Origin of the sequence: Pseudomonas sp. C8002 (genome assembly GCF_013385765.1) — a bacterium.
In the GTDB taxonomy this organism is placed as follows: domain Bacteria; phylum Pseudomonadota; class Gammaproteobacteria; order Pseudomonadales; family Pseudomonadaceae; genus Aquipseudomonas.
Window position 1 is genome coordinate 528,225 of record NZ_JACAPJ010000005.1, and the last position, 21,617, is coordinate 549,841.

The window sequence follows — 21,617 nt, forward strand, 5'->3', positions numbered from 1 at the left end:
GTGGGAGCTGGCTTGCCTGCGATAGCGGTCTGTCAGGCCTGCGCCAATTCCGCATGCTCATCGGCATTGAGCAGTTCTTTATCCGTCTGCTGCATGATCTGGCTGGTAATCGCCCCCGCCGTCATCGAACCGTTCACATTCAACGCGGTACGGCCCATGTCGATCAGCGGCTCAACCGAAATCAGCAGCGCCACCAGTGACACCGGCAAGCCCATCGCCGGCAGCACGATCAGCGCGGCAAACGTCGCACCGCCGCCCACGCCCGCCACACCGGCCGAACTCAAGGTCACAATCGCCACCAGGGTCGCGATCCACAGCGGGTCCAGCGGGTTGATACCCACGGTCGGCGCAACCATCACCGCCAGCATCGCCGGATAAAGGCCGGCACAACCGTTCTGGCCAATCGTCGCGCCAAACGAGGCGGCAAAGCCGGCGATGGACTGCGGAATCCCCAAGCGACGGGTCTGCGCTTCAATGCTCAGCGGGATGCTCGCGGCGCTGGAGCGGCTGGTGAAGGCAAACGTCAGTACCGGCCAGACCTTGCGGAAGAACCGCAGCGGGTTGATCCCGGCCAGCGACAGCAGCAGGCCGTGCACCACAAACATCAGGCCCAGGGCCAGGTACGACACCACCACAAAACTGCCGAGCTTGATGATGTCTTGCAGGTTGGAGCTGGCGACCACTTTGGTCATCAGCGCCAATACGCCGTAGGGGGTCAGTTTCATCACCAGGCGCACCAGGCGCATCACCCAGGCTTGCAGGGTGTCGATGGCGTTGAGGACTTTCTGGCCTTTTTCCACGTCATCCTTGAGCAGTTGCAGCGCGGCAACCCCAAGGAATGCAGCGAAGATCACCACACTGATGATCGACGTCGGCTTGGCCCGGGCCAGGTCGGCGAACGGGTTCTGCGGGATGAACGACAGCAGCAGTTGCGGGATATTCAGGTCGGCGACCTTGCCCGCGTAATCACTCTGGATCACTTGCAGGCGCGCCATTTCCTGGGTGCCGGCCACCAGGCCTTCGGCGGTGAGGCCGAACAGGTTGGTCAGGCCGATACCGATCAGCGCCGCGATTGCCGTGGTGAACAGCAGCGTGCCGATGGTCAGGAAGCTGATCTTGCCCAGGGACGAGGCGTTATGCAGACGGGCCACGGCGCTGAGGATCGAGGCAAACACCAGCGGGATCACGATCATTTGCAGCAACTGCACGTAACCGTTGCCGACCAGGTCGAACCAGCCGATCGAGGCCTTGAGCACCGGGTTGCCGGCACCGTAGATCGCGTGCAGCACCACACCGAAGATCACGCCGAGTACCAACGCAAACAACACCTTCTTGGCGAGGCTCCAGTTGGTTCGGCGGGTTTGTGCCAGGCCCAGCAGCAAGGCCACGAACACCAGTAAGTTGAGAATCAGGGGCAGATTCATTGAAGCTCCGTTGAGAAGGCAGCCAATCGCAGGAGCCTGCGATTGCGAACCGGCAAGCCTAACAGCTTGAAATATATTGATTTAATAACGTTATCGCATGGTGACTGTCGTTTTTGGAATAAGCGGGTGACGCGCAGGCGTATGGCATTGGCGCGATCACGACGAAAGCGGTCGCGCTCGGGCGATAACTGTCATACAGATTTGTTAGCGTCGATGTCTTTCACTCAGGGAGAAAACGCACATGAAGCTAGCGCCGAAACTGTTTGCCGCCGCGCTGTGCCTGGGCCTCGCGAGCCAGGCCTTTGCCGCCACCGAGTTGAAACACTGGCCGGCGGCTGCCGCCAAGCAACTGGACACGATGATTGCTGCCAATGCCAACAAGGGCAACTTCGCGGTGTTCGACATGGACAACACCAGTTATCGCTACGACCTTGAAGAGTCATTGCTGCCGTACCTGGAAAACAAGGGCCTGATTACCCGCGACACCATGGACCCTTCCCTGAAGCTGATCCCGTTCAAAGACACCGCCGACCACAAGGAAAGCCTGTTCAGTTACTACTACCGCCTCTGCGAAGTCGACGACATGGTCTGCTACCCGTGGGTCGCGCAGATTTTCTCCGGCTTCACCCTCAAGGAACTCAAGGGCTACGTCGACGAGATGATGGCGTCGGGCAAGCCGGTGCCGGTCACCTATTACGACGGTGACGTGGTCAAGAACATGGAAGTGCAGCCGCCGAAGGTCTTCACCGGCCAGGCTGAGCTGTTTAACAAGCTGATGGAAAACGGCATCGAGGTCTACGTGATGACCGCCGCGTCCGAGGAACTGGTGCGCATGGTCGCGGCCGATCCGAAGTACGGCTACAACGTCAAACCCGAGAATGTCATCGGCGTGAGCACCTTGCTCAAGGACCGCAAGACCGGCGAGCTGACCACCGCCCGCAAGCAGATTGCCGCCGGCAAGTATGACGAGAAGGCCAACCTCGGCCTGGAGCTGACCCCGTACCTGTGGACCCCGGCCACCTGGATGGCCGGCAAGCACGCGGCGATCCTGACCTATATCGACGAGTGGAAAAAACCGGTGATCGTCGGTGGCGACACGCCGACCAGTGACGGCTACATGCTGTTCCATGACGTGGACGTGGCCAAGGGCGGCATCCACCTGTGGATCAACCGTAAAGACAAATACATGACCCAGCTCAACGGCATGATGGCCAAGCACGCTGCGGCCCAGGCCAAGGAAGGGTTGCCGGTGACGGCGGATAAAAACTGGGTGATCGTCAAGCCGGACGAGATTCAGTAAGTACGGCTGGACTCGGTCAAAAATGTGGGAGCGGGCTTGCTCGCGAAGGCGGTGGATCAGCCAGCTTATTCAGTAACTGGCACACCGCAATTCGCGAGCAAGCCCGCTCCCACAGTTGATCACCTTTGTTTGGGGAATAATCTCCAGGCAAAAAAATGCCCCGCACATGGCGGGGCATTTTTATGGGCGAGGTTTACAGACCGTCAAGCATCGCCTTGTTACGCACAGCACCCTTGTCGGCACTGGTGGCCAGCAGGGCATAAGCCTTCAACGCGGTGGTGACTTTGCGCGGACGCTTCTCCACCGGCTTCCAGCCTTTCTTGTCCTGCTCGATGCGGCGTGCCGCCAGTTCTTCATCGCTGATCAACAGGTTGATCGAGCGGTTCGGAATGTCGATCAGCACCTTGTCGCCATCCTGCACCAGGCCGATGGCGCCGCCCGCAGCAGCTTCCGGCGAAGCGTGGCCGATGGACAGGCCCGAGGTCCCGCCGGAGAAACGGCCGTCGGTCAGCAAGGCGCAGGCTTTGCCCAGGCCCTTGGATTTCAGGTACGACGTCGGGTACAGCATCTCTTGCATGCCCGGGCCGCCTTTCGGGCCTTCGTAACGGATGATGACGATGTCGCCTTCCTTCACTTCGTCAGCGAGGATGCCGCGTACCGAGCTGTCCTGGCTTTCGTAGATCTTGGCGCGGCCTTCGAACACGTGGATCGACTCGTCCACACCGGCAGTTTTCACCACGCAGCCATCCAGCGCGATGTTGCCGTACAGCACGGCCAGGCCGCCCTCTTTCGAATAGGCATGCTCGACACTGCGGATGCAGCCGTTTTCACGGTCGTCGTCGAGGGTTTCCCAACGGGTCGACTGGCTGAACGCGGTCTGCGTCGGGATGCCGGCCGGGCCGGCCTTGAAGAAGTGATGCACGGCTTCGTCAGTGGTCTGGGTGATGTCCCACTTGGCGATGCCTTCGGCGATGGATTTGCTGTGCACGGTCGGCAGGTCGGTGTGCAACAGGCCGCCACGGGCCAGGGAGCCGAGGATCGAGAAGATCCCGCCGGCGCGGTGCACGTCTTCCATGTGGTACTTCTGGATGTTCGGCGCGACTTTGCACAGTTGCGGCACGTGGCGCGACAGGCGGTCGATGTCCCGCAGGTCGAAGTCGATCTCGGCTTCTTGCGCGGCGGCCAGCAAGTGCAGGATGGTGTTGGTGGAACCGCCCATGGCGATGTCCAGGGTCATGGCGTTTTCGAACGCCTTGAAGTTGGCGATGTTGCGCGGCAACACCGACTCATCGTTCTCGGTGTAGTAGCGCTTGCACAGCTCGACGATGGTGCGGCCGGCCTGCAGGAACAGTTGCTCGCGGTCGCTGTGGGTGGCCAGTGTCGAGCCGTTGCCCGGCAAGGCCAGGCCCAGGGCTTCCACCAGGCAGTTCATCGAGTTGGCGGTGAACATGCCGGAGCACGAACCGCAGGTAGGGCAGGCGCTGCGCTCGTATTCCGCAACCTTCTCGTCAGAAGCGCTGGAATCGGCGGCGATGACCATGGCGTCCACCAGGTCGAGGCCGTGGGAGGCGAGCTTGGTCTTGCCGGCTTCCATCGGGCCGCCGGAGACGAAGATCACCGGGATGTTCAGGCGCAGGGCGGCCATCAGCATGCCGGGGGTGATCTTGTCGCAGTTGGAGATGCACACGATGGCGTCGGCGCAGTGGGCGTTGACCATGTACTCCACGGAGTCGGCGATGATCTCGCGGCTCGGCAGGGAATACAGCATGCCGTCATGGCCCATGGCGATGCCGTCATCCACGGCGATGGTGTTGAATTCTTTCGCTACACCGCCGGCGCGTTCGATCTCGCGGGCGACCAGTTGGCCCAGGTCCTTGAGGTGGACGTGGCCGGGTACGAACTGGGTGAACGAGTTGGCAATCGCGATGATCGGCTTCTTGAAGTCGTCATCTTTCATCCCCGTGGCGCGCCACAGTGCGCGGGCGCCGGCCATGTTGCGGCCGTGGGTGGATGTTTTCGAGCGGTAATCAGGCATTGGAGCACTCCGGGCGGCTAATCAAGTACTAAAGGGGAGTGAGCTTCTAATTGACGACTGGAACACCCGAAAAATGGCCGTGTGTCCGGAAGTTGCCACTCGCGTCGCGGGATCGCCGCTTGCTTGGGCCTCGAGCTCATAAACCCGCCGGGGGATGACTGGCGATGAATAGGTCCGATTCTACACCGCTGGCGGCCGGAGGGAATGGCCGTCTACCTGTAGGAGCGAGCTTGCTCGCGAAAAACGTCAACGGTAACGCAGCGCTATCAGGTGGTCCGTGTCGTCTGTTGGTTTTTCGCGAGCAAGCTCGCTCCTACAGGGTTGCGTATTTCACAGCCACATGGCGTCCCAGAGCGGATAGTCGCCGATACGCTCAACCAGCCCTGCTCTTAATGGATTGGCGACGATGTATCGAGCTGTTGCTTTCAGGTCATCTTCCCGGCGTAGCGCCCGATCAAAGTAGCCCTTTTGCCAAAGTGTCCCGTGGCAACTCCTCGCTTTGTTAATGGCGTGGGCACTTCGCGACTTGGTAATCCGCATCAGTCTCGGCAAATCGCCGTTGTGCAATTCCACCAGCCAATGGAAATGGTCCGGCATCACGACCCAGGCCAGTGAGGTCGCCTCGCCGTCGTCCTGAGCCTTTCTGAATTCGCGAACAAGCAGGCGACCAATGCGCCAGTCCTGGAAGACCAGCTGTCGTTGATGGGTGACGGCGGTGAGCAGGTAAATGCGGCCGGATTCCGAATAGCGGCCTTTACGCAGCCGATGGGCGTTTTGCTGGGTGGACATTCCTTCGTCCTCTTCGTGTGGGTAGAAGAGAGACGGTAGGAGGCAACAGTGTCTATTGGCGTTTAAACACTGGTTCTGAATATGTCATGCCTTCTGTAGGAGCGAGCTTGCTCGCGAAGAACGTCAACGATAACGCAGCGCTATCAGGTGGCCCGTGTCGCCTATATGTTTTTCGCGAGCAAGCTCGCTCCTACAGTGGGAGTGGGAGTGGGAGAGCGTTAGCGTCCGACTCTGATGTTCGTCACTACGCCCCAAACGCTGAGCACGATGAAGCTGATGGCGATGGTCATCAGCAAGTTGTCTCCGGCTTGGGCGAGCGCGGCGCTGCTGACGGCGGCGGTGATGAACATGATGCTGTTGCCGGCCGACGCGGCGGTGCCGGCGCTGCTGGAGAACAGCAACATGGCCGCGGAAATCGCGGCGGGGCGAACCAGGGTCACGGCCAGGGCGCTGATCAGCATCGGGATCAGCAGGGTGATGGTGGTCATGGCCTCATAGCTGATCACCAGCGTCAGCAATACGCCTGCGATCCCCAGCAGGCCCAGCCCGAGGTTGATTTGTCGCGTGAGGGAGATATGTTTCTGCAGTGCAGTTGCTGCAACGCCGCCCAGCAGGTAGGCAACGCCATACACCATCAGCACTACCGCGTACTGGTATTCGGACAGCTTCAACTCATCCATGAAAATCAGCGGTGTCACGCTGATCAAGGCGAAGTAACACGCGAATACCAACGCGGCGATCCACCAGTAACGGATGAAGTCCCGGTTGCTTGCGATGGATTTCAGCGTGGCGATGATCGAAACAGGGGCTCTTTCAGGGCTGGCCGCCTTGGACGGCAATATCAGCCAGGCATGGATAAACATGCCCAGCGCCATCACCGCAAATCCATAAAAGCTGCCCTGCCAATCAAATGTGGTTTGCAGCCAGGAGCCGAGCAGCGGCGACAGCGCAACGAACGATCCGCTCAGGGTCATGTAGTAGATGCGGATGCGGGCGCGATCCTGCTCTTCGAAAAGGTCTTCAACCAGCGCATGGCCGAGTACAAAAAAGCCACAGCCGATGGCCTGGACGGCGCGAAACAGCAGGAAACTCGGGTAATTCGCCGCCAGTGCGCAGCCGATCGAGCCTAGGGTGGAAACCACGATGCACCCCAGCAGCACTTCCTTGCGCCCGAATTTATCTGAAAGCGGGCCGGCGATCAGTTGGGAAATCGCAAAAACTAGAGTGAACAGGCTGATGGATAAGGCGACCTCAGCAGTTGAGGTATCGAACTTCGCGGCCAGGGCTGGAAAGGAGGGCAGCAGGATATTGATCGGGAAGAAGCTGATCAGCGAGATGCAGGTGATGAGGATGAAGCGCGAGCGTTGTTGGCGTTTTACGTCGCCATGGGGTGGCGAATAAGAGGACTCAGACATTGTTTTTATTTTCCGGAGTAAAACCAGAAACCGATACTAGTCTGCGAAACGGGGAATTCAATCAAAAGTGTTGTGGGAGGCCAAGCCCATGATGGTGTGTGTTGCCGCTGTAGGAGCGAGCTTGCTCGCGAAGAACGTCAACGATAACGCAGCGCTATCAGGTAGCCCGTGTTGTCTATTCGTCTTTCGCGAGCAAGCTCGCTCCTACAGTTGATCCGGTTCCAATTGGGCGTTAGCTATTCGGCAACAACCGGCAAGTAATGCTCTTGATATACCGGGTCTCGGCAATCGCCGGGTGCACCGGGTGGTCCGGGCCCTGGCCGCCGCGTTCCAGCATCTGGATGTTGCGATCCAGGTGACGGGCGCTGGTCAGCAGGATGTTTTGCAGGTCGTCTTCCGGCAAGTGCATCGAGCACGAAGCGCTGACCAGGATGCCGTCCTTGCTGAGCAGGCGCATGGCTTGCTCGTTCAGGCGGCGGTAGGCGCCTTCGCCGTTCTTCATGTCTTTCTTGCGCTTGATGAAGGCAGGCGGGTCGGCGACGATCACGTCGAAACGCTCTTCGCTGGCTTTCAGCTCTTTGAGGGCTTCGAACACGTCGCCTTCGATGCAGGTCATTTTCTCGGCAACGCCGTTCAGTGCCGCGTTGCGCTCCACGCCGTCGAGGGCGAAGGCGGAGGCGTCGACGCAGAACACTTCACTGGCACCGAAGGCGGCCGCTTGCACGCCCCAGCCGCCGATGTAGCTGTACAGGTCGAGTACGCGTTTGCCTTTGGCATACGGGGCCAGGCGGGCGCGGTTCATGCGGTGGTCGTAGAACCAGCCGGTCTTCTGGCCCTGGATCACCGGCGCTTCGAACTTCACGCCGTTTTCTTCGAGGGCAACCCACTCCGGCACCAGGCCGAACACGGTTTCGACGTAGCGGTTGAGGCCTTCGGCATCACGCGCGGCGGAGTCGTTCTTGAACAGGATGCCGCTTGGCTTGAGCACTTGGGTCAGTGCGGCAATCACGTCTTCCTTGTGGGCTTCCATGGTCGCCGAAGCGATCTGCACCACCAGGATGTCGCCGAAACGGTCGACCACCAGGCCTGGCAACAAGTCGGAATCGCCGTACACCAGGCGGTAGAACGGCTTGTCGAACAGGCGGTCACGCAGGGACAGGGCGACGTTGATGCGGTGCACCAGCAGCGACTTGTCCAGCGGCAACTTGATGTCGCGGGACAGCAGGCGGGCGCAGATCAGGTTGTTCGGGCTCATGGCCACGATGCCGAGGGTCTTGCCGCCGGCTGCTTCCAGGATCGCCTGGTCGCCTGCCTGGAAGCCGTGAAGAGGTGTGGCGGCCACATCGATTTCGTTGCTGTAGACCCACAGGTGGCCGTTGCGCAAACGACGATCGGCGTTGGCTTTGAGACGCAGGCTTGGCAGGGACATGACGTCGCTCCGGAAAAAAGAGCGGGAGTATACCGTGTTGTGCAGTACTTGGCGGCGCCGCCGGACATGTGGGTTGTGATGTCCCTGTGGGAGCTGGCTTGCCTGCGATAGCATCACCTCGGTTATCTGAAAGACCGAACCGTCTGCATCGCAGGCAAGCCAGCTCCCACATTCGGTCCGGTTTCAGTTCGGGTTTTTGAGGTGTCAGCCCGGTTGCCATAAAGGTTAGAATCGCCGCCTAGTCCAGAGTGTGCCCCCTATGTCCCAAGAGCTATCCGCCGAACAGATCCAACAGAGCCTCCAAGGCATCAGTGTGCCGCCTCAACCGCAAATCATGGTGGATTTGCAGATGGAGCAGTACATGCCCGATCCGGACCTGGAAGTGATCGCCCGGTTGATCGCCCAGGACCCGGGCCTCTCCGGCTCGCTGCTGAAGATCGTCAATTCGCCGTATTACGGTCTGAGCAACAAGATCGTCTCGATCCAGCGCGCGGTGAACCTGCTGGGCAGCCGCTCCATCGTCAACCTGATCAACGCGCAGTCGATCAAGGGCGAGATGAGCGACGACACCATCGTCACCCTCAACCGTTTCTGGGACACCGCCCAGGACGTGGCCATGACCTGCCTGGCCCTGGCCAAGCGCACCGGCAGCCAGGCGGTCGATGAAGCCTACGCATTGGGGCTGTTCCACGATTGCGGCGTGCCGTTGATGCTCAAGCGTTTCCCGAACTACATGAGTGTGCTGGAAGAGGCCTATGCCAACGCCGGCCCGGAGTGCCGTGTGGTCGACACCGAGAACCAGGCGTTCAACACCAACCATGCCGTGGTGGGTTACTACACCGCCAAATCCTGGCGCCTGCCGGAACATGTGACCGATGCCATCGCCAATCACCACAATGCCCTGGCGATTTTCAGCGACGAGTCCAACCACAAGCCGCAGCTGAAAAACCTGCTGGCGATCCTGAAAATGGCCGAGCACATTTGTGCGTCGTACCGCGTGCTGGGCAACCAGATGGATGACCATGAGTGGAACGCCATCGGCCCGCTGGTGCTGGACCATATCGGCCTGTCGGACTACGACTTCGAGAGTTTGAAGTTGTCGATCCGCGAGCTGGGCGCGCACTAACCCTTTTTCCAAGAGGTACACATGCCCGAGTTACCGGAAGTCGAAACCACCCGGCGCGGAATTGCGCCGCACCTGGAAGGCCAGCGGGTCAGCCGTGTGGTGGTGCGTGAGCGGCGCCTGCGCTGGCCGATCCCGGAAGACCTGGATGTGCGGCTGTCCGGGCAACGCATCGTGCTGGTGGAGCGGCGGGCCAAGTATTTGTTGATCAATGCCGAGGTCGGCACGCTGATCAGCCACTTGGGCATGTCGGGCAATTTGCGCCTGGTGGAAGCCGGCAGCCCGGCGGCCAAGCATGAGCATGTGGATATAGAACTTGAGTCGGGCCTGGCCCTGCGCTACACCGACCCGCGACGCTTTGGCGCGATGCTCTGGAGCCTCGACCCGCTGAACCACGAGCTGCTGATCCGCCTGGGGCCGGAGCCGTTGACCGACCTGTTCGACGGCGAGCGGCTATTCCAGCTGTCCCGTGGACGCTCGATGGCGGTGAAGCCGTTCATCATGGACAACGCGGTGGTGGTGGGCGTAGGCAATATCTATGCGACGGAAGCGCTGTTTGCCGCCGGGATTGATCCGCGCCGGGAAGCCAAGGGCATTTCCCGTGGGCGTTACCTGAAGCTGGCGATCGAGATCAAGCGCATCCTGGCGGCGGCCATCGAGCGCGGCGGCACCACGTTGCGGGACTTTATCGGCGGCGACGGGCAGCCGGGGTATTTCCAGCAGGAATTGTTCGTCTATGGCCGTGGTGGCGAGGCGTGCAAGGTCTGTGGGACTGAGTTGCGCAACGTGATGCTGGGGCAGCGGGCGAGTGTGTTTTGCCCGAAGTGTCAGAGCTGACAATTTGTGGTGCTGCTGATGGCCTCTTCGCGAGCAAGCCCGCTCCCACATTCGACTGCATTCCAAAGGTGGAACTCGGTCGAATGTGGGAGCGGGCTTGCTTGCGAAGGGGCCTAACGAATCGCCAAGGGACTTAGGCCTTGCCGGTAATCAACCGGTACTTCTCCATCAGTTGCTCTTCCGTCTCCGGATGAGCCTCGTCCAGCGGAATGCAATCCACCGGGCAAACCTGCTGGCACTGGGGTTCGTCGTAGTGGCCGACACACTGGGTGCACAGGTTGGGGTCGATCACATAGATCTCTTCACCCTGGGAAATGGCAGCGTTCGGGCACTCGGGTTCGCAGACGTCGCAGTTGATGCAATCGTCGGTGATGATCAGGGACATGGAAACTCCTGCCAGGGCTGTCAGCCAAGGCATCTGAAAACTAATGCGCGCAATTGTGCCGCATTGGCGCCCGCAGTGCGAGTCACAGCGATGGACAGTAGGAGCCGGCTTGCCGGCGATGGCGATGGGTCAGTTGCACCGTGGCGCCTGGATCGCTGGCAAGCCAGCTCCTGCAGTCCGGGATTATTTCTTGAATCGCAGGGTGAGAGCATCCGCCACAGCCGGGTGCACGAACTTGGTGATATCCCCGCCCAACGCCGCGATTTCCCGGACCAACGTCGAGGAAATGAACGAATAACGTTCCGAAGGCGTAAGAAACAGGCTTTCCACGTCCGGCGCCAGTTGGCGGTTCATGTTGGCCAGCTGGAATTCGTATTCGAAGTCCGACACCGCCCGCAGGCCGCGCAGGAACACATTGGCGTTCTGTTCCTTGGCGAAGTGCGCCAGCAGCGTCGAGAAGCCGACCACTTCAACGTTGGGCAGATGCTTGGTGACCTCACGGGCCAGCTCCACGCGCTGTTCCAGGGGAAACAGCGGGTTTTTCTTGGGGCTGGCAGCGACCGCGATAATCACATGGTCGAACAAGCGCGAGGCGCGTTCGACCAGATCGCCATGGCCCTTGGTGATTGGGTCGAAGGTACCTGGGTACAACACTCGGTTCATCGCGTCGTCCTGGCGGAGTCCGTTGGGGAACCGGATGGTATCGCAGCCATCCCGGTCGGCCAAGTCAACTTATTCAGAAGAAAGCACTATAGACACCGCGAATACCCGGTTTTTTCAGGCCGTTTTCAGACGTTCGGCCAATGCCGTCGCCAGTTGCGCCGTCAATCCATACACCGATAACTGCGGGTTAGCGCCAATACTGGTGGGGAATAGCGAGCCATCGTGGATCGACAAGTTGCGCAGTTGATGATGGCGCCCAAGGCTGTCGGCCACGGCGTTTTTCGGTTCTTCCCCCATCGCGCAACCGCCCATTACATGAGCGCTGCCGAGCCGGGTTCGGTGCAATTCGAGGTTCAACCCGTCGATCATGCTGCGGGCTTCAGCCAAGGTGTTCACGTAGCGCGCATCGCCGTGCAGCGGCATCACCGACTTGGCGCCGCCGGCAAACTGAATCTCCGCCATGCTGTGGAATGCCCGGCGCAGGCCGTCCCAGGCGTAGGGCGAAACCTGATAATCGAGCACCGGTGTGCCATCGCCGCGCAATTCGACGGTGCCGCCCGGGCTGTCGGGGTGGAAACCGTCGCGCAAGAGGGCAAGCATTGCGTGGGTCTTGGGCAGTTGGCCCATATCCAGCGCGTTCTGCGTGCCGTAGCCGCCAAGCAAGGTACTGGCGAGGCCCGGATGCAGCGGCGGTACTTCGAGCTTGTAGGACATTTTGCCGGTAGTGCCGTCCTGCCATTGGAAGTGGTCGGAATAGATCGACTGCGGCGCCCCGTAGAACGGGTTGATCACCTCGTCGAACAGCCCGGCGGAAAAATTCACCAGGTGCAGAAAGGTCCGTTTGCCCAGGCGCGAGTGGGGGTCGGGTGCATCGGAACGAAGCAGCAGCGCCGGGCTGTTGATGCCGCCGCCGGCCAGTACGTAGTGCTTGGCTTTGACCGTGATTTTGCGGCCGGTCGGTGCCACGCAATACTGATCCATGGCCACGCATTCGAGGCTGGTGATGGTGTCGCCGCTGAACTTCAGGCGTTCGGCGCGGGCCAGGTACAGCAGCTCGCCGCCTTTCTCCAGGGTGGACGGAATGGTGGTCACCAGCATTGATTGCTTGGCGTTGACCGGGCAACCCATGCCGCAATACCCCAGGTTGAAACAGCCGCGCACATTGCGCGGGATCACGTGCCAGCTGTAGCCAAGCTTTTCGCAGCCCTTGCGGATCACGTCATTGTTGGCATTCGGTGGCATGGCCCAAGGCGCGATGCCCAGGCGTTGTTCCATTTTTTCGAACCAGGGCGCCATCTCGGCGCTGCTGTGGCCCTTGACCGCGTATTCGCTGGCCCAGTGGGCGAGGGTCGGGTCCGGGGTGCGGAAGCTGGAGGTCCAGTTGATCAGCGTGGTGCCGCCGACCGCTCGGCCCTGCAGGATGGTGATGGCGCCGTCCTTGCTCATGCGCCCGATGCCTTCCTGATACAGGCTGGCGTAGGCCTCGTCCTCCAGCAGCTTGAAGTCGTTGCTGGTCTTCAACGGGCCTTCTTCGATCAACAGCACCTTGTAGCCGGCGGCGCTGAGGATTTCGGCGGTGGTGCCGCCGCCGGCGCCGCTGCCGATGATCGCGACGTCGGCTTCCAGGGTCAGGTCCTGGTCGAGGGCGGCGCCATTGTGGGTCTTCCAGCCGCGGGCCATGCCATCGCGGAACAGATCAGGTACGGGCATCAGGGTCGTCTCTTGTTTTTATCGGGATGCAGATCAGATTTTCGGTGGGCCGGGGTAGCCGCAATGCGCCCAGGACTCGGGGCGGAAATACCAGGCCATGATCACCAGCTTGAGCAACGAGCCCTGGCCCATGCGCAGCAGGTTCAGGTAGCTGTTTTCCCAACGGTGCAGGAAGTTGCGGATCTGTTCGCCGCTGGCGTTTTCCCAGCTGCCCCACACCCCGGTCAGCGGCCCACGGGTGACGGCCATGCCCAATACGTCGAACAGTTGCTGGGTCAGCTTGAACATCTCGGGCGACAGGTGTTGCAGGCTGAAGTCGAGCTTTTTCAGGGTGTCGTCGATGCCGGCCACCACTATCTCGGCGCTGGCCACGCCCTCCAGCAGCACCGGAATCACTGCCCGCAAAAACGGCAGGTCACTGCTGCGCAACATCGCAAAGCCGCTGGCCGGGGTGCTGCTGGAGCAGCCGCTGAGGCTGGCGCCCAGCCCGGCGGTGGCCAGGAAGGCGCTGGCGCACAGGCCGAGTTTCAAGACGCCGCGCCGTGACAGCGCGGGTGATTCAGTCAGGCTAGGGTTCATTCTTATTGTTATCCCGGTGATGGGTTTGTTAGCGGACGAACAGCTTCTGGATCAACTTCTGGATGGATTTGCCATAGGGCGGGTAAATCAGCTTGGCCGCGTTCAGGCGTTGCTTGATCAGCACGCCCTTGGCCTTGCTGAAGGTCAGGAAACCTTCATGGCCGTGGTAATGGCCCATGCCCGACGGGCCGATGCCGCCGAAGGGCATGTCGTCCTGGGCTACGTGCAGCAACGTGTCGTTCAGGCACACGCCGCCGGAATGGGTTTCGTGCAGTACGCGGTTCTGTTCCGCCTTGTTGTAGCCGAAGTAATACAGCGCCAGTGGGCGAGGGCGCTGATTGATGTAGGCAAAGGCCTGGTCGAGGCCGCGATACGGCACGATCGGCAGCACCGGGCCGAAGATTTCGTCCTGCATCACGGTCATCTCGTCGCTGACATTCAGCAGCAGGCTGTGGGCCATGCGGCGGTCCTGGCCCTGGTCGTACAGCGGGACCAGGGTGGCACCCTTGTCGGTGGCGTCTTTCACGTAGCCGTTGAGCCGGGCCAACTGTCGTTCGTTGATGATGGCGGTGTAGTCCGGGTTGTCGGCCAGGGTCGGATAGAACCCGCGGACCGCCTTGCTGTAGGCCTCGACGAAGCCGTCTACACGGTCTTCCGGCACCAGCACATAGTCCGGCGCCACGCAGGTTTGCCCGGCATTCAGCGCCTTGCCGAAGGCGATGCGTTCGGCGGCGTCCTTGAGCGGCACGTCGGCGGAAACAATCGCCGGTGATTTGCCGCCCAGTTCCAGGGTGACCGGCGTCAGGTGTTCGGCCGCCGCGCGCATCACGTGCTTGCCGATGCTGGTGGCGCCGGTGAACAGCAGGTGGTCGAAGCGCAGCTTGGAAAACGCCATGCCCACTTCAGCCTCGCCGAGCACCACGCACACCAAGTCCTCGGGGAAGATCTTCGCCAGCAGCGCCTTGAGCAACTGGCCGGTGGCGGGGGTGGATTCGCTGAGCTTGAGCATCACCCGGTTGCCGGCCGCCAATGCACCCACCAGCGGGCCGATGGCTAGGTACAACGGGTAGTTCCAGGGCACGATCACCCCGACCACACCCAGGGGTTGATAGATGACCTTGGCGGACGCGGGCTGGAAGGCAATGCCTACAGCGCGGCGGGAAGGTTTCATCCAGCCCTTGAGGTGTTTGCTGGCGTAGTGAATGCCATGCAGGCTGGGCATCAGTTCGGCGAACAGGGTTTCGTCGGCGCTGCGGTGGCTGAAATCACTGCTGATGGCGTTGATCAGCGCCTGGCGCTCGTCACTCAGCAGCTCGCGTAAGGCCTTGAGCCATTGCTGGCGCTGGGCGGCCGGCGGCATCGGGTTGGCGGCGTAGGCTTGGCGCTGGGCGTCGAACAGTTCCTGGAGCTGGTCCAGCGCCTGGGAATCTTGCAGGTAGGCAACGTTGGCAGACATGGCGAAGTTCCCGATTGTTATTGGAATGCTTCAGTTTTTAGAGTCATTGCTCTAAATTGTCAAATAACATTGCACAACGTGCCGATTTATCCGGACAAGGATAGTCCGTAAGATGCCGCCATCACGGGTCTAGAAGTTGATTTCCCATGGCACCACGAGTAAAGACCAGCGAGCGCATTGTGCAAACCAGCCTGGAGCTGTTTAACCAGCAGGGCGAGCGCAGTGTCAGCACCAACCATATCGCCGCCCATATGGAAATTTCCCCGGGCAACCTGTACTACCACTTCCCCAACAAGCAGGCGATTATCGCGGTGCTGTTTCGTGAGTACGAAGCGTTGGTGGACAGTTTCCTGCGCCCGCCCCAGGGCCGTGCGGTGACCGTGGAAGACAAGCGCTTCTACCTGCAGGCGGTGCTGGCCGGCATGTGGCGCTACCGCTTCCTGCACCGTGACCTCGAACACCTGCTGGAAAGCGACCCGGAGCTGGCCACCGGCTATCGGCGGTTCTCCCAGCGTTGCCTGATCCAGGGCGCAGCCATCTACCAGGGGTTTGTCGATGCCGGCATCCTGAACATGGACCCGGTGCAAACCGAAGCCCTGACCCTCAACGCCTGGATCATCCTCACCTCATGGGTGCGCTTCCTGTGCACCACCAATGAAAAGTCCACGCACCTGAGCGCTGAGGCCATCAAGCGCGGTGTGTACCAGGTGCTGGTGCTGGAAGCCGGGTTTATCACCCCCAAGGCCAAGGACGCGGTGGATGCACTGTTCAAAGAGTTTTACGTGCCGTTGAATCAGGCGCTGGAAGAAGTGAAGTAGGATGTTTCCCGAACGCTAACCTAGCCACAGGAGTCAGTCATGCCGCTTGCCCAACTGATCAGCCCCCAGCAACTGGCCGAGCGCCAGAAGTCCGGCGGGCTGGTGATCCTCGATTGCCGTTTTGCCCTGGAAGACCCGGACTACGGCCTGTGCAGCTACGCCGAAGGGCATATCGAAGGGGCGCAGTATGCCGATCTGGAACGCCACCTCAGCGGGCCGATAATCAAGGGCGTGACCGGTCGCCATCCGTTGCCGGCGCCGGATGCGTTTATCCGGCAACTGCGGGCATGGGGCGTTAACGCCGACAGCGATATCGTTTTGTATGACGACGGCCCGGGTGCCTATGCCGCCCGTGCCTGGTGGCTGCTGGCCTGGCTGGGCAAGCGCGACGGCGTGTTCATCCTCGATGGCGGCCTGAAAGCCTGGCACGCGGCGGGCTTCCCGCTGAGCCTGGATGCGCCGGTGATCGAGCCCGGCACCTTCAGCGGCACGCCGGACAACCACTTGCAACTGGACGCCGAACACCTGCAGAAACGCCTTGGCCAGCCCGGCCTGACCCTGATCGACGCCCGCGCCCAGCCGCGTTTTCGTGGTGAAGTAGAGCCGATCGACCCGGTTGCCGGGCATATCCCCGGCGCGCAATGTGCCGCATTCAATGAAAACCTGGGCAGCGACGGCCGTTTCCTGCCGGCGGACCAGCTCAAGCAACGCTTCGCCGCCAAGCTGCAAGGCCGCTCGCCGGATGACCTGGTGGCCTACTGCGGCTCCGGCGTGACTGCCTGCCACAACCTGTTTGCGCTGTGCCTGGCGGGTTACCCGTTGGGCAAGTTGTACGCGGGGTCGTGGAGCGAGTGGATCACTGATCCAAAGCGGGAAGTTGCAACAGGCGACTGAGGTCTGCCTGACCCGGTCTGATCCAAAGTGTGGGAGCTCCCACATTTTTATCGGCGTTGTGTCAGTAGCCACTCCGGGATTCGCCGTTCCAGGTAGTAAGTTGGCTGTTTCAGTGAGCCGTCCACAAACCCGACATGCCCGCCCTTGGCCAGCAGTTCGAACTCGGTGCAATCCGACAGTTCGCTGGCCTCGGGCAGGCTGTGGGCGAACACGAACGGGTCGTCCGCGGCCTGGATGATCAGGGTTGGTGTGCGAATGCCCCCGAGGTAATAGCGGCTGGAGGCGCGGCGGTAGTAGTCCTCGGCACTGAGGAACCCGTGCAGCGGCGCGGTGACGCGGCCGTCAAAGTCCCAGAACGTGCGCATCTTCTCCAGCGAGCCCAGGTCGGCGAGGGTTTTCAGGCCTGCCTCGCGGCCATCCTTGAGAAACCGGCTTTGTTTGACGCGGATATAGGCCAGCATTTCGCGCATGAAATGCTTCTGATAAACCCGAGAAAAGCCCAGGCCAATGCGATCGGCGCACTGATCCAGGCGAAACGGTACCGACACGGCGGCCGCGCCTTGCAGCCCGCAGGCTTCGCCGGTTTCGCCCAAGTACTTGAGCAGCACATTCCCGCCCAGTGAATACCCCACCGCATACAGCGGCGCCAACGGGCGCTTGGCCCGCAGGTGAGCGATGGTTTCGGCCAGGTCTTCACTGGCGCCGGAATGGTAGCTGCGGGCAAGCAGGTTGGGTTCGCCGGAGCAGCCACGCCAGTTCAGCGCGACGCTGGCCCAGCCTTGGGTTGCGAGGGCTTTTTGCAGGCCGGCGACGTAAGGGGAGTTGGACGAGCCGGTCAGCCCGTGCAGTACCAGCACCAGCGGGGTGGTTGCGTCATGGGGCCCATGCCAGTCGAGGTCGAGAAAATCGCCGTCTGCCAGCCACAGCCGTTCGCGCTGGCGTTCGATGTGCGTGGTTTTGCGCCACAGCGGTCCCCACAACGTTTGCAGGTGCGGGTTGCCGAGGCCGAAGGCGGGGGAGAAGCGGTCGAGGAGCGGAGTCATGAAATTCTCGGTGCCGAATGGGCTTGCTCCAATCATTGTAGGAGCGAGCTTGCTCGCGAAAAACTCAAGATCACCGCGTTCCCCTGGTTTCCCGCGTCATCGTTAACGATCTTCGCGAGCAAGCTCGCTCCTACACGGTGCGTTGCCACAACGCGTAATACACCCGCCCGGATTTCTGCTCGCGGTGCAGGCGCCAGGTGCCCGGCAGACCGAGTGTGGACGGTGCGGTTTCGCTTTCAGTGTAGATCCAGGCATCCGGTGCCAACCACTGGCGCTCTTCCAGCAACGCGCAAACGGTCGGCAGCAGGTTCTGATTAAACGGCGGATCAAGAAACACCACGTCAAACTCACGGGCTTCCTGGGTTTCCAGGTAGCGCAACGCGTCAGCCGTCTGCACTTGCCCTGTGGTGCAACGCAGCGTGCCCAGGTGTTCCTTGAGGCTGGCGACCGCCACATTGCTGGCATCCAGCGCCTGGCCCAGCGCCGCGCCACGGGACAGCGACTCCAGGAACAGCGCGCCGCTACCCGCGAACGGGTCCAGCACCTTGGCCCCGGCGATATACGGCGCGAGCCAGTTGAACAGGGTTTCACGCACGCGGTCTGGCGTCGGGCGCAGGCCCACGACATCAGGGAAGCTCAGCTTACGGCTGCCCCACTCTCCGCCGATGATGCGCAGTTGGCCCACACCGTTGTGAACGTTGTGGACAGGTTTTTTGGGACGGGATGGACGGGCCATTAATGCTCCGGAACCCCGAGCGGTTGCTCGGCGGGTTTATCAGTGGGGGGCGGTAGTGGCTTTTGCGCAATCGTCGGGCCGGCGGTCACGATGACCATCTTGTCGGCACTCAAATGTTTGTTCAAAGCAGCTTTGACCTGGTCAACGGTCAGCGCCTGGGATTGTTTCATGAAATCTTCCAGGTAGCTCAGCGGCAGGTTGTAGAAACCCATGGCGCCCAGCTGCCCGACGATATCGGCGTTGCTCGCGGTGGACAGCGGGAAGCTGCCGGCCAGTTCGCGCTTGGCGTCATCGAGTTCTTTCTGTGTCGGGCCGGTCTTGAGGTAGTCGGCGAGTACGTCCTGCACCAATCGCAGCGTGCCGGCGCTCATTTCGGCGCGGGTTTGCAGGTTGATCATGAACGGGCCGCGTACCTGCATCGGCGAGAAGCCGGAGTATACGCCGTAGGTCAGGCCGCGTTTCTCGCGCACTTCGCTCATCAAACGGGTGCCGAAGCCACCGCCGCCGAGAATCTGGTTACCCAGTGACAGCGCGGCGTAATCCGGGTCGGCACGGTCGATACCCAGTTGCGCCAGCAGCAGGGTTGTCTGCTTGGACGGGAACTCGATGTGCGTGGTGCCAGCCTTGGGCTCGACCGGTTGGGCGATTTTCGTCAGCGCCGGGCCTTTTGGCAGGGACGCGGAAACCTTGGCGGTCATGGCTTCGGCTTCGGCGCGGGTCAGATCGCCGACTACGGAAATCACTGCGTTGCCGGCGGCGTAGGCCTTGGCGTGGAAGTCCTTCAATTGCGCGAGAGTCACCTTCGGCACGCTCTCGGCGTTGCCTTCGCTCGGATGGGCGTAAGGGTGGTCGCCATAGAGCTGCTTGAACAGCTCGATGCTCGCCAGTTTGCCGGGGTTCTGTTTCTGGTACTCGAAGCCCGCCAGCAGCTGGTTCTTGATCCGCGCCAGAGAGTCTGCCGGGAAGGTCGGCTTGCCGATCACGTCGTCAAACAGTGACAGGGCGGCGTCACGCTTGTCGCTGGCGCTCAGGCTGCGCAGGGAAACCAGCGCCATGTCGCGGTAGGCGCCATTGCTGAAATCAGCACCCAGGCCGTCGAAACCGGCGGCAATCTGGCTGACGTCCTTGCCCGGCACGCCTTCGTTGAGCATTGCGTTGGTCAACAGCGCCAGGCCTGATGTTGCGCCGTCCTGGTTGCTGCCGGCGGCGAACAGGATGCGCATGTCGAACATCGGCAGTTCATGGGCTTCGACGAACAGCACCTTGGCGCCTTCGGCGGTGGTCCAGGTTTGCACGTCGAGCTTGCGGTTGGTCGGCGCCTTGTCGTCCAGCTCGGCCAGGGATTGCAGCTTGTTGGCGGACTTGGCCTGCTCCAGCGCCTGGCTGGCGACGGATTCGCTGGGGCGCAGCAAGTACACCGCGCAGGCCGCAGCCAAAGTCACCACGATCAGGCCGGGCAGCACCAGGCGGTTGTTTTTACGTTCACTCATGAGCGGTCTCCTCAGGCAAGACATGGGCGACGCTGAGACGTTCGCGGGTGAAATAGGTGCGTGCAGCTTTCTGGATATCTTCGGCGGTGACGCTTTGCAGCTCGGCCAGCTCGGTGTCCATGAGTTTCCAGGACAGGCCCACCGTCTCCAGGGAGCCGATGGCAGTGGCCTGGCTGGTAATCGAGTCGCGCTGGTAAACCACGCCGGCGATGACCTGGGCGCGGATACGCTCCAGTTCTTCAGCGCTCGGTGGCTTGGCCTTCAGCTCATCCAGCAGGCGCCAAAGGCCGGCTTCAGCCTGGGCCACGGTCTTTTTCTTTTGCAGGTTCGGTGTGGCAGTCAGGGTGAACAGGCTGTCACCGCGGGTGTAGGCGTCGTAGCTCGACGAGCCGCCGGACACCAGCTCTTCGCCGCGCTCCAGTTGTGTCGAGATGCGCGCGCTATAGCCGCCGTCCAGCAGGGCCGAGATCAGGCGCAGGGCGTTGACCGAGCGTTTGTCTTCAGCGGTGGCCAGGCTCGGCACGTTGAAACCAAGGATCACGCTCGGCAGTTTGGTCTGTACATGCATAGTCAGCAGGCGTTCACCGGGCTCGGCCAGCTCCAGCGGGATTTTCGCCGGGGGAACGTCGCGCTTGGGGATCGGGCCGAAATAGCGCTGGGCCAGGGTTTTGACTTCATCCGGGGTTACGTCGCCCACCACTACCAGGGTGGCGTTGTTCGGCACGTACCAGGATTGGTACCAGTGGCGCAGCTCTTCAACCTTCATGCGGTCCAGGTCGGCCATCCAGCCGATGGTCGGCGTGTGGTAGCCGCTGGCCGGGTAGGCCATGGCCTTGAAGCGCTCATAGGCCTTGGACATCGGGTTGTCGTCGGTGCGCATCCGGCGCTCTTCCTTGATCACCTCGATCTCGCGGCTGAATTCGTCGGCCGGCAGGCGCAGGCTGGCCATGCGGTCGGCTTCCAGCTCGAAGGCGACGCCCAGGCGGTCACGGGCCAGCACTTGGTAGTAGGCGGTGTAGTCGTCGCTGGTGAAGGCGTTTTCTTCCGCGCCCAGGTCACGCAGGATCAACGAAGCCTCGCCGGGGCCGACCTTGGCGCTGCCCTTGAACATCATGTGTTCCAGGGCGTGGGACAAACCGGTCTGGCCCGGGGTTTCGTAGCTGGAGCCAACCTTGTACCAGACCTGCGAAACCACCACCGGGGCGCGATGGTCTTCGCGCACGACGACCTTGAGGCCGTTGTCCAGGGTGAATTCGTGGGTGGGTTGTGGGTCGGCAGCCAAAGCTGAAAGGGGCAGACAAACTGTGCTGAGCAGCAGGCCTGCGGCGCGGCGGGCTAGAGCATTCATTCGTTTTTAAACCTGTTGGGCTGCCCGCTTGGTCTTAGCGTCGGCGGGCGAGGAGGTGCTAGGATACTGGTCCGACCTAGGGACGGCCACTATGGCTGTCTTGTTAAGGCTCTATTTAGGCCTTACAAAATGTTGCGCATGAA

At 61.5% G+C, this 21,617-nt stretch carries 19 protein-coding genes; 5 read left to right on the forward strand and 14 right to left on the reverse strand.

What is annotated here, in order from left to right:
- Positions 1-32: 32 nt before the first annotated feature.
- Complete coding sequence (locus HX814_RS09090; RefSeq protein ID WP_003213804.1) at positions 33-1,424, reverse strand: L-cystine transporter; 1,392 nt, start codon at positions 1,422-1,424, stop codon at positions 33-35.
- A gap of 241 nt (positions 1,425-1,665) precedes the next feature.
- On the opposite strand from HX814_RS09090, the gene HX814_RS09095 reads away from it, so the two are divergent.
- The gene (locus tag HX814_RS09095) at positions 1,666-2,724 is read left to right on the forward strand and encodes a phosphorylcholine phosphatase (RefSeq protein ID WP_003213803.1); all 1,059 of its coding nucleotides are present in this window, start codon (positions 1,666-1,668) and stop codon (positions 2,722-2,724) included.
- 193 nt (positions 2,725-2,917) lie between these two features.
- Here the strand turns inward: HX814_RS09095 and ilvD are convergent, their stop codons facing one another.
- The 4 genes from ilvD to HX814_RS09115 all read right to left on the reverse strand — a co-directional run bounded on the left by ilvD (position 2,918) and on the right by HX814_RS09115 (position 8,392).
- Positions 2,918-4,759: a dihydroxy-acid dehydratase gene (ilvD, locus tag HX814_RS09100; protein ID WP_134327477.1), complete on the reverse strand. Its 1,842-nt coding sequence runs from the start codon at positions 4,757-4,759 to the stop codon at positions 2,918-2,920.
- A 330-nt stretch (positions 4,760-5,089) separates the two neighbouring features.
- A complete protein-coding gene (locus HX814_RS09105; protein ID WP_003213801.1) occupies positions 5,090-5,548 on the reverse strand; it encodes a transposase in 459 nt (152 codons plus the stop codon).
- A gap of 218 nt (positions 5,549-5,766) precedes the next feature.
- Positions 5,767-6,963: an MFS transporter gene (locus HX814_RS09110; RefSeq protein ID WP_003213800.1), complete on the reverse strand. Its 1,197-nt coding sequence runs from the start codon at positions 6,961-6,963 to the stop codon at positions 5,767-5,769.
- Positions 6,964-7,195: 232 nt separating this feature from the next.
- Positions 7,196-8,392: a class I SAM-dependent rRNA methyltransferase gene (locus HX814_RS09115; protein ID WP_003213799.1), complete on the reverse strand. Its 1,197-nt coding sequence runs from the start codon at positions 8,390-8,392 to the stop codon at positions 7,196-7,198.
- A gap of 313 nt (positions 8,393-8,705) precedes the next feature.
- Here HX814_RS09115 and HX814_RS09120 point away from each other — a divergent pair, with 313 nt between their 5' ends.
- Both HX814_RS09120 and mutM read left to right on the forward strand, forming a co-directional pair.
- Positions 8,706-9,518, forward strand: a complete 813-nt coding sequence (locus HX814_RS09120) for an HDOD domain-containing protein (protein WP_177009126.1) — start codon at positions 8,706-8,708, stop codon at positions 9,516-9,518.
- A 21-nt stretch (positions 9,519-9,539) separates the two neighbouring features.
- A complete protein-coding gene (gene mutM, locus HX814_RS09125; protein WP_008438968.1) occupies positions 9,540-10,352 on the forward strand; it encodes a bifunctional DNA-formamidopyrimidine glycosylase/DNA-(apurinic or apyrimidinic site) lyase in 813 nt (270 codons plus the stop codon).
- 133 nt (positions 10,353-10,485) lie between these two features.
- On the opposite strand, the gene HX814_RS09130 is transcribed toward mutM, so the two are convergent.
- The 5 genes from HX814_RS09130 to HX814_RS09150 all read right to left on the reverse strand — a co-directional run bounded on the left by HX814_RS09130 (position 10,486) and on the right by HX814_RS09150 (position 15,145).
- Positions 10,486-10,737, reverse strand: coding sequence for a YfhL family 4Fe-4S dicluster ferredoxin (locus HX814_RS09130; protein WP_003213796.1), 252 nt, complete (start codon positions 10,735-10,737; stop codon positions 10,486-10,488).
- 183 nt (positions 10,738-10,920) lie between these two features.
- Positions 10,921-11,400 (reverse strand): pantetheine-phosphate adenylyltransferase, encoded by a 480-nt coding sequence (gene coaD / locus HX814_RS09135; RefSeq protein ID WP_003176711.1) that lies wholly within the window; start codon positions 11,398-11,400, stop codon positions 10,921-10,923.
- Positions 11,401-11,514: 114 nt separating this feature from the next.
- On the reverse strand, positions 11,515-13,110 hold the full coding sequence (locus HX814_RS09140; protein WP_003213795.1) for a GMC family oxidoreductase: 1,596 nt from the start codon (positions 13,108-13,110) through the stop codon (positions 11,515-11,517).
- 33 nt (positions 13,111-13,143) lie between these two features.
- Complete coding sequence (locus HX814_RS09145; protein WP_177009092.1) at positions 13,144-13,689, reverse strand: twin-arginine translocation pathway signal protein; 546 nt, start codon at positions 13,687-13,689, stop codon at positions 13,144-13,146.
- 28 nt (positions 13,690-13,717) lie between these two features.
- Positions 13,718-15,145 (reverse strand): coniferyl aldehyde dehydrogenase, encoded by a 1,428-nt coding sequence (locus HX814_RS09150; protein ID WP_003213793.1) that lies wholly within the window; start codon positions 15,143-15,145, stop codon positions 13,718-13,720.
- Positions 15,146-15,291: 146 nt separating this feature from the next.
- Here HX814_RS09150 and HX814_RS09155 point away from each other — a divergent pair, with 146 nt between their 5' ends.
- Together HX814_RS09155 and HX814_RS09160 are read left to right on the forward strand one after the other, a co-directional pair.
- On the forward strand, positions 15,292-15,963 hold the full coding sequence (locus HX814_RS09155) for a TetR/AcrR family transcriptional regulator (RefSeq protein ID WP_003213791.1): 672 nt from the start codon (positions 15,292-15,294) through the stop codon (positions 15,961-15,963).
- A gap of 39 nt (positions 15,964-16,002) precedes the next feature.
- Complete coding sequence (locus tag HX814_RS09160; protein ID WP_008438971.1) at positions 16,003-16,857, forward strand: sulfurtransferase; 855 nt, start codon at positions 16,003-16,005, stop codon at positions 16,855-16,857.
- 47 nt (positions 16,858-16,904) lie between these two features.
- Here HX814_RS09160 and HX814_RS09165 read toward each other — a convergent pair whose 3' ends face one another.
- The 4 genes from HX814_RS09165 to HX814_RS09180 all read right to left on the reverse strand — a co-directional run bounded on the left by HX814_RS09165 (position 16,905) and on the right by HX814_RS09180 (position 21,474).
- On the reverse strand, positions 16,905-17,900 hold the full coding sequence (locus HX814_RS09165; protein WP_177009093.1) for a hydrolase: 996 nt from the start codon (positions 17,898-17,900) through the stop codon (positions 16,905-16,907).
- A gap of 130 nt (positions 17,901-18,030) precedes the next feature.
- Positions 18,031-18,636, reverse strand: coding sequence for a 16S rRNA (guanine(966)-N(2))-methyltransferase RsmD (gene rsmD / locus HX814_RS09170; protein ID WP_003213788.1), 606 nt, complete (start codon positions 18,634-18,636; stop codon positions 18,031-18,033).
- A complete protein-coding gene (locus HX814_RS09175; RefSeq protein WP_177009094.1) occupies positions 18,636-20,126 on the reverse strand; it encodes a pitrilysin family protein in 1,491 nt (496 codons plus the stop codon). The genes rsmD and HX814_RS09175 overlap by 1 nt, the downstream gene beginning before the upstream one ends.
- Positions 20,119-21,474: a pitrilysin family protein gene (locus tag HX814_RS09180; protein ID WP_003213786.1), complete on the reverse strand. Its 1,356-nt coding sequence runs from the start codon at positions 21,472-21,474 to the stop codon at positions 20,119-20,121. Before HX814_RS09180 ends, HX814_RS09175 begins: the two co-directional genes overlap by 8 nt.
- Between the last annotated feature and the right edge of the window lie 143 nt (positions 21,475-21,617).

Bases quoted from the DNA above. Each gene is read 5' to 3' on its own strand.
- HX814_RS09115 (WP_003213799.1), bottom strand. From the start codon at position 8,392: ATGTCCCTGCCAAGCCTGCGTCTCAAAGCCAACGCCGATCGTCGTTTG.
- rsmD (WP_003213788.1), bottom strand. From the start codon at position 18,636: ATGGCCCGTCCATCCCGTCCCAAAAAACCTGTCCACAACGTTCACAAC.
- HX814_RS09130 (WP_003213796.1), bottom strand. From the start codon at position 10,737: ATGTCCCTGATCATCACCGACGATTGCATCAACTGCGACGTCTGCGAA.
- HX814_RS09155 (WP_003213791.1), top strand. From the start codon at position 15,292: ATGGCACCACGAGTAAAGACCAGCGAGCGCATTGTGCAAACCAGCCTG.
- HX814_RS09180 (WP_003213786.1), bottom strand. From the start codon at position 21,474: ATGAATGCTCTAGCCCGCCGCGCCGCAGGCCTGCTGCTCAGCACAGTT.
- HX814_RS09160 (WP_008438971.1), top strand. From the start codon at position 16,003: ATGCCGCTTGCCCAACTGATCAGCCCCCAGCAACTGGCCGAGCGCCAG.
- HX814_RS09110 (WP_003213800.1), bottom strand. From the start codon at position 6,963: ATGTCTGAGTCCTCTTATTCGCCACCCCATGGCGACGTAAAACGCCAA.
- HX814_RS09175 (WP_177009094.1), bottom strand. From the start codon at position 20,126: ATGAGTGAACGTAAAAACAACCGCCTGGTGCTGCCCGGCCTGATCGTG.
- HX814_RS09165 (WP_177009093.1), bottom strand. From the start codon at position 17,900: ATGACTCCGCTCCTCGACCGCTTCTCCCCCGCCTTCGGCCTCGGCAAC.
- HX814_RS09140 (WP_003213795.1), bottom strand. From the start codon at position 13,110: ATGCCCGTACCTGATCTGTTCCGCGATGGCATGGCCCGCGGCTGGAAG.
- HX814_RS09145 (WP_177009092.1), bottom strand. From the start codon at position 13,689: ATGAACCCTAGCCTGACTGAATCACCCGCGCTGTCACGGCGCGGCGTC.
- HX814_RS09090 (WP_003213804.1), bottom strand. From the start codon at position 1,424: ATGAATCTGCCCCTGATTCTCAACTTACTGGTGTTCGTGGCCTTGCTG.
- HX814_RS09095 (WP_003213803.1), top strand. From the start codon at position 1,666: ATGAAGCTAGCGCCGAAACTGTTTGCCGCCGCGCTGTGCCTGGGCCTC.
- ilvD (WP_134327477.1), bottom strand. From the start codon at position 4,759: ATGCCTGATTACCGCTCGAAAACATCCACCCACGGCCGCAACATGGCC.
- HX814_RS09150 (WP_003213793.1), bottom strand. From the start codon at position 15,145: ATGTCTGCCAACGTTGCCTACCTGCAAGATTCCCAGGCGCTGGACCAG.
- mutM (WP_008438968.1), top strand. From the start codon at position 9,540: ATGCCCGAGTTACCGGAAGTCGAAACCACCCGGCGCGGAATTGCGCCG.
- HX814_RS09105 (WP_003213801.1), bottom strand. From the start codon at position 5,548: ATGTCCACCCAGCAAAACGCCCATCGGCTGCGTAAAGGCCGCTATTCG.
- coaD (WP_003176711.1), bottom strand. From the start codon at position 11,400: ATGAACCGAGTGTTGTACCCAGGTACCTTCGACCCAATCACCAAGGGC.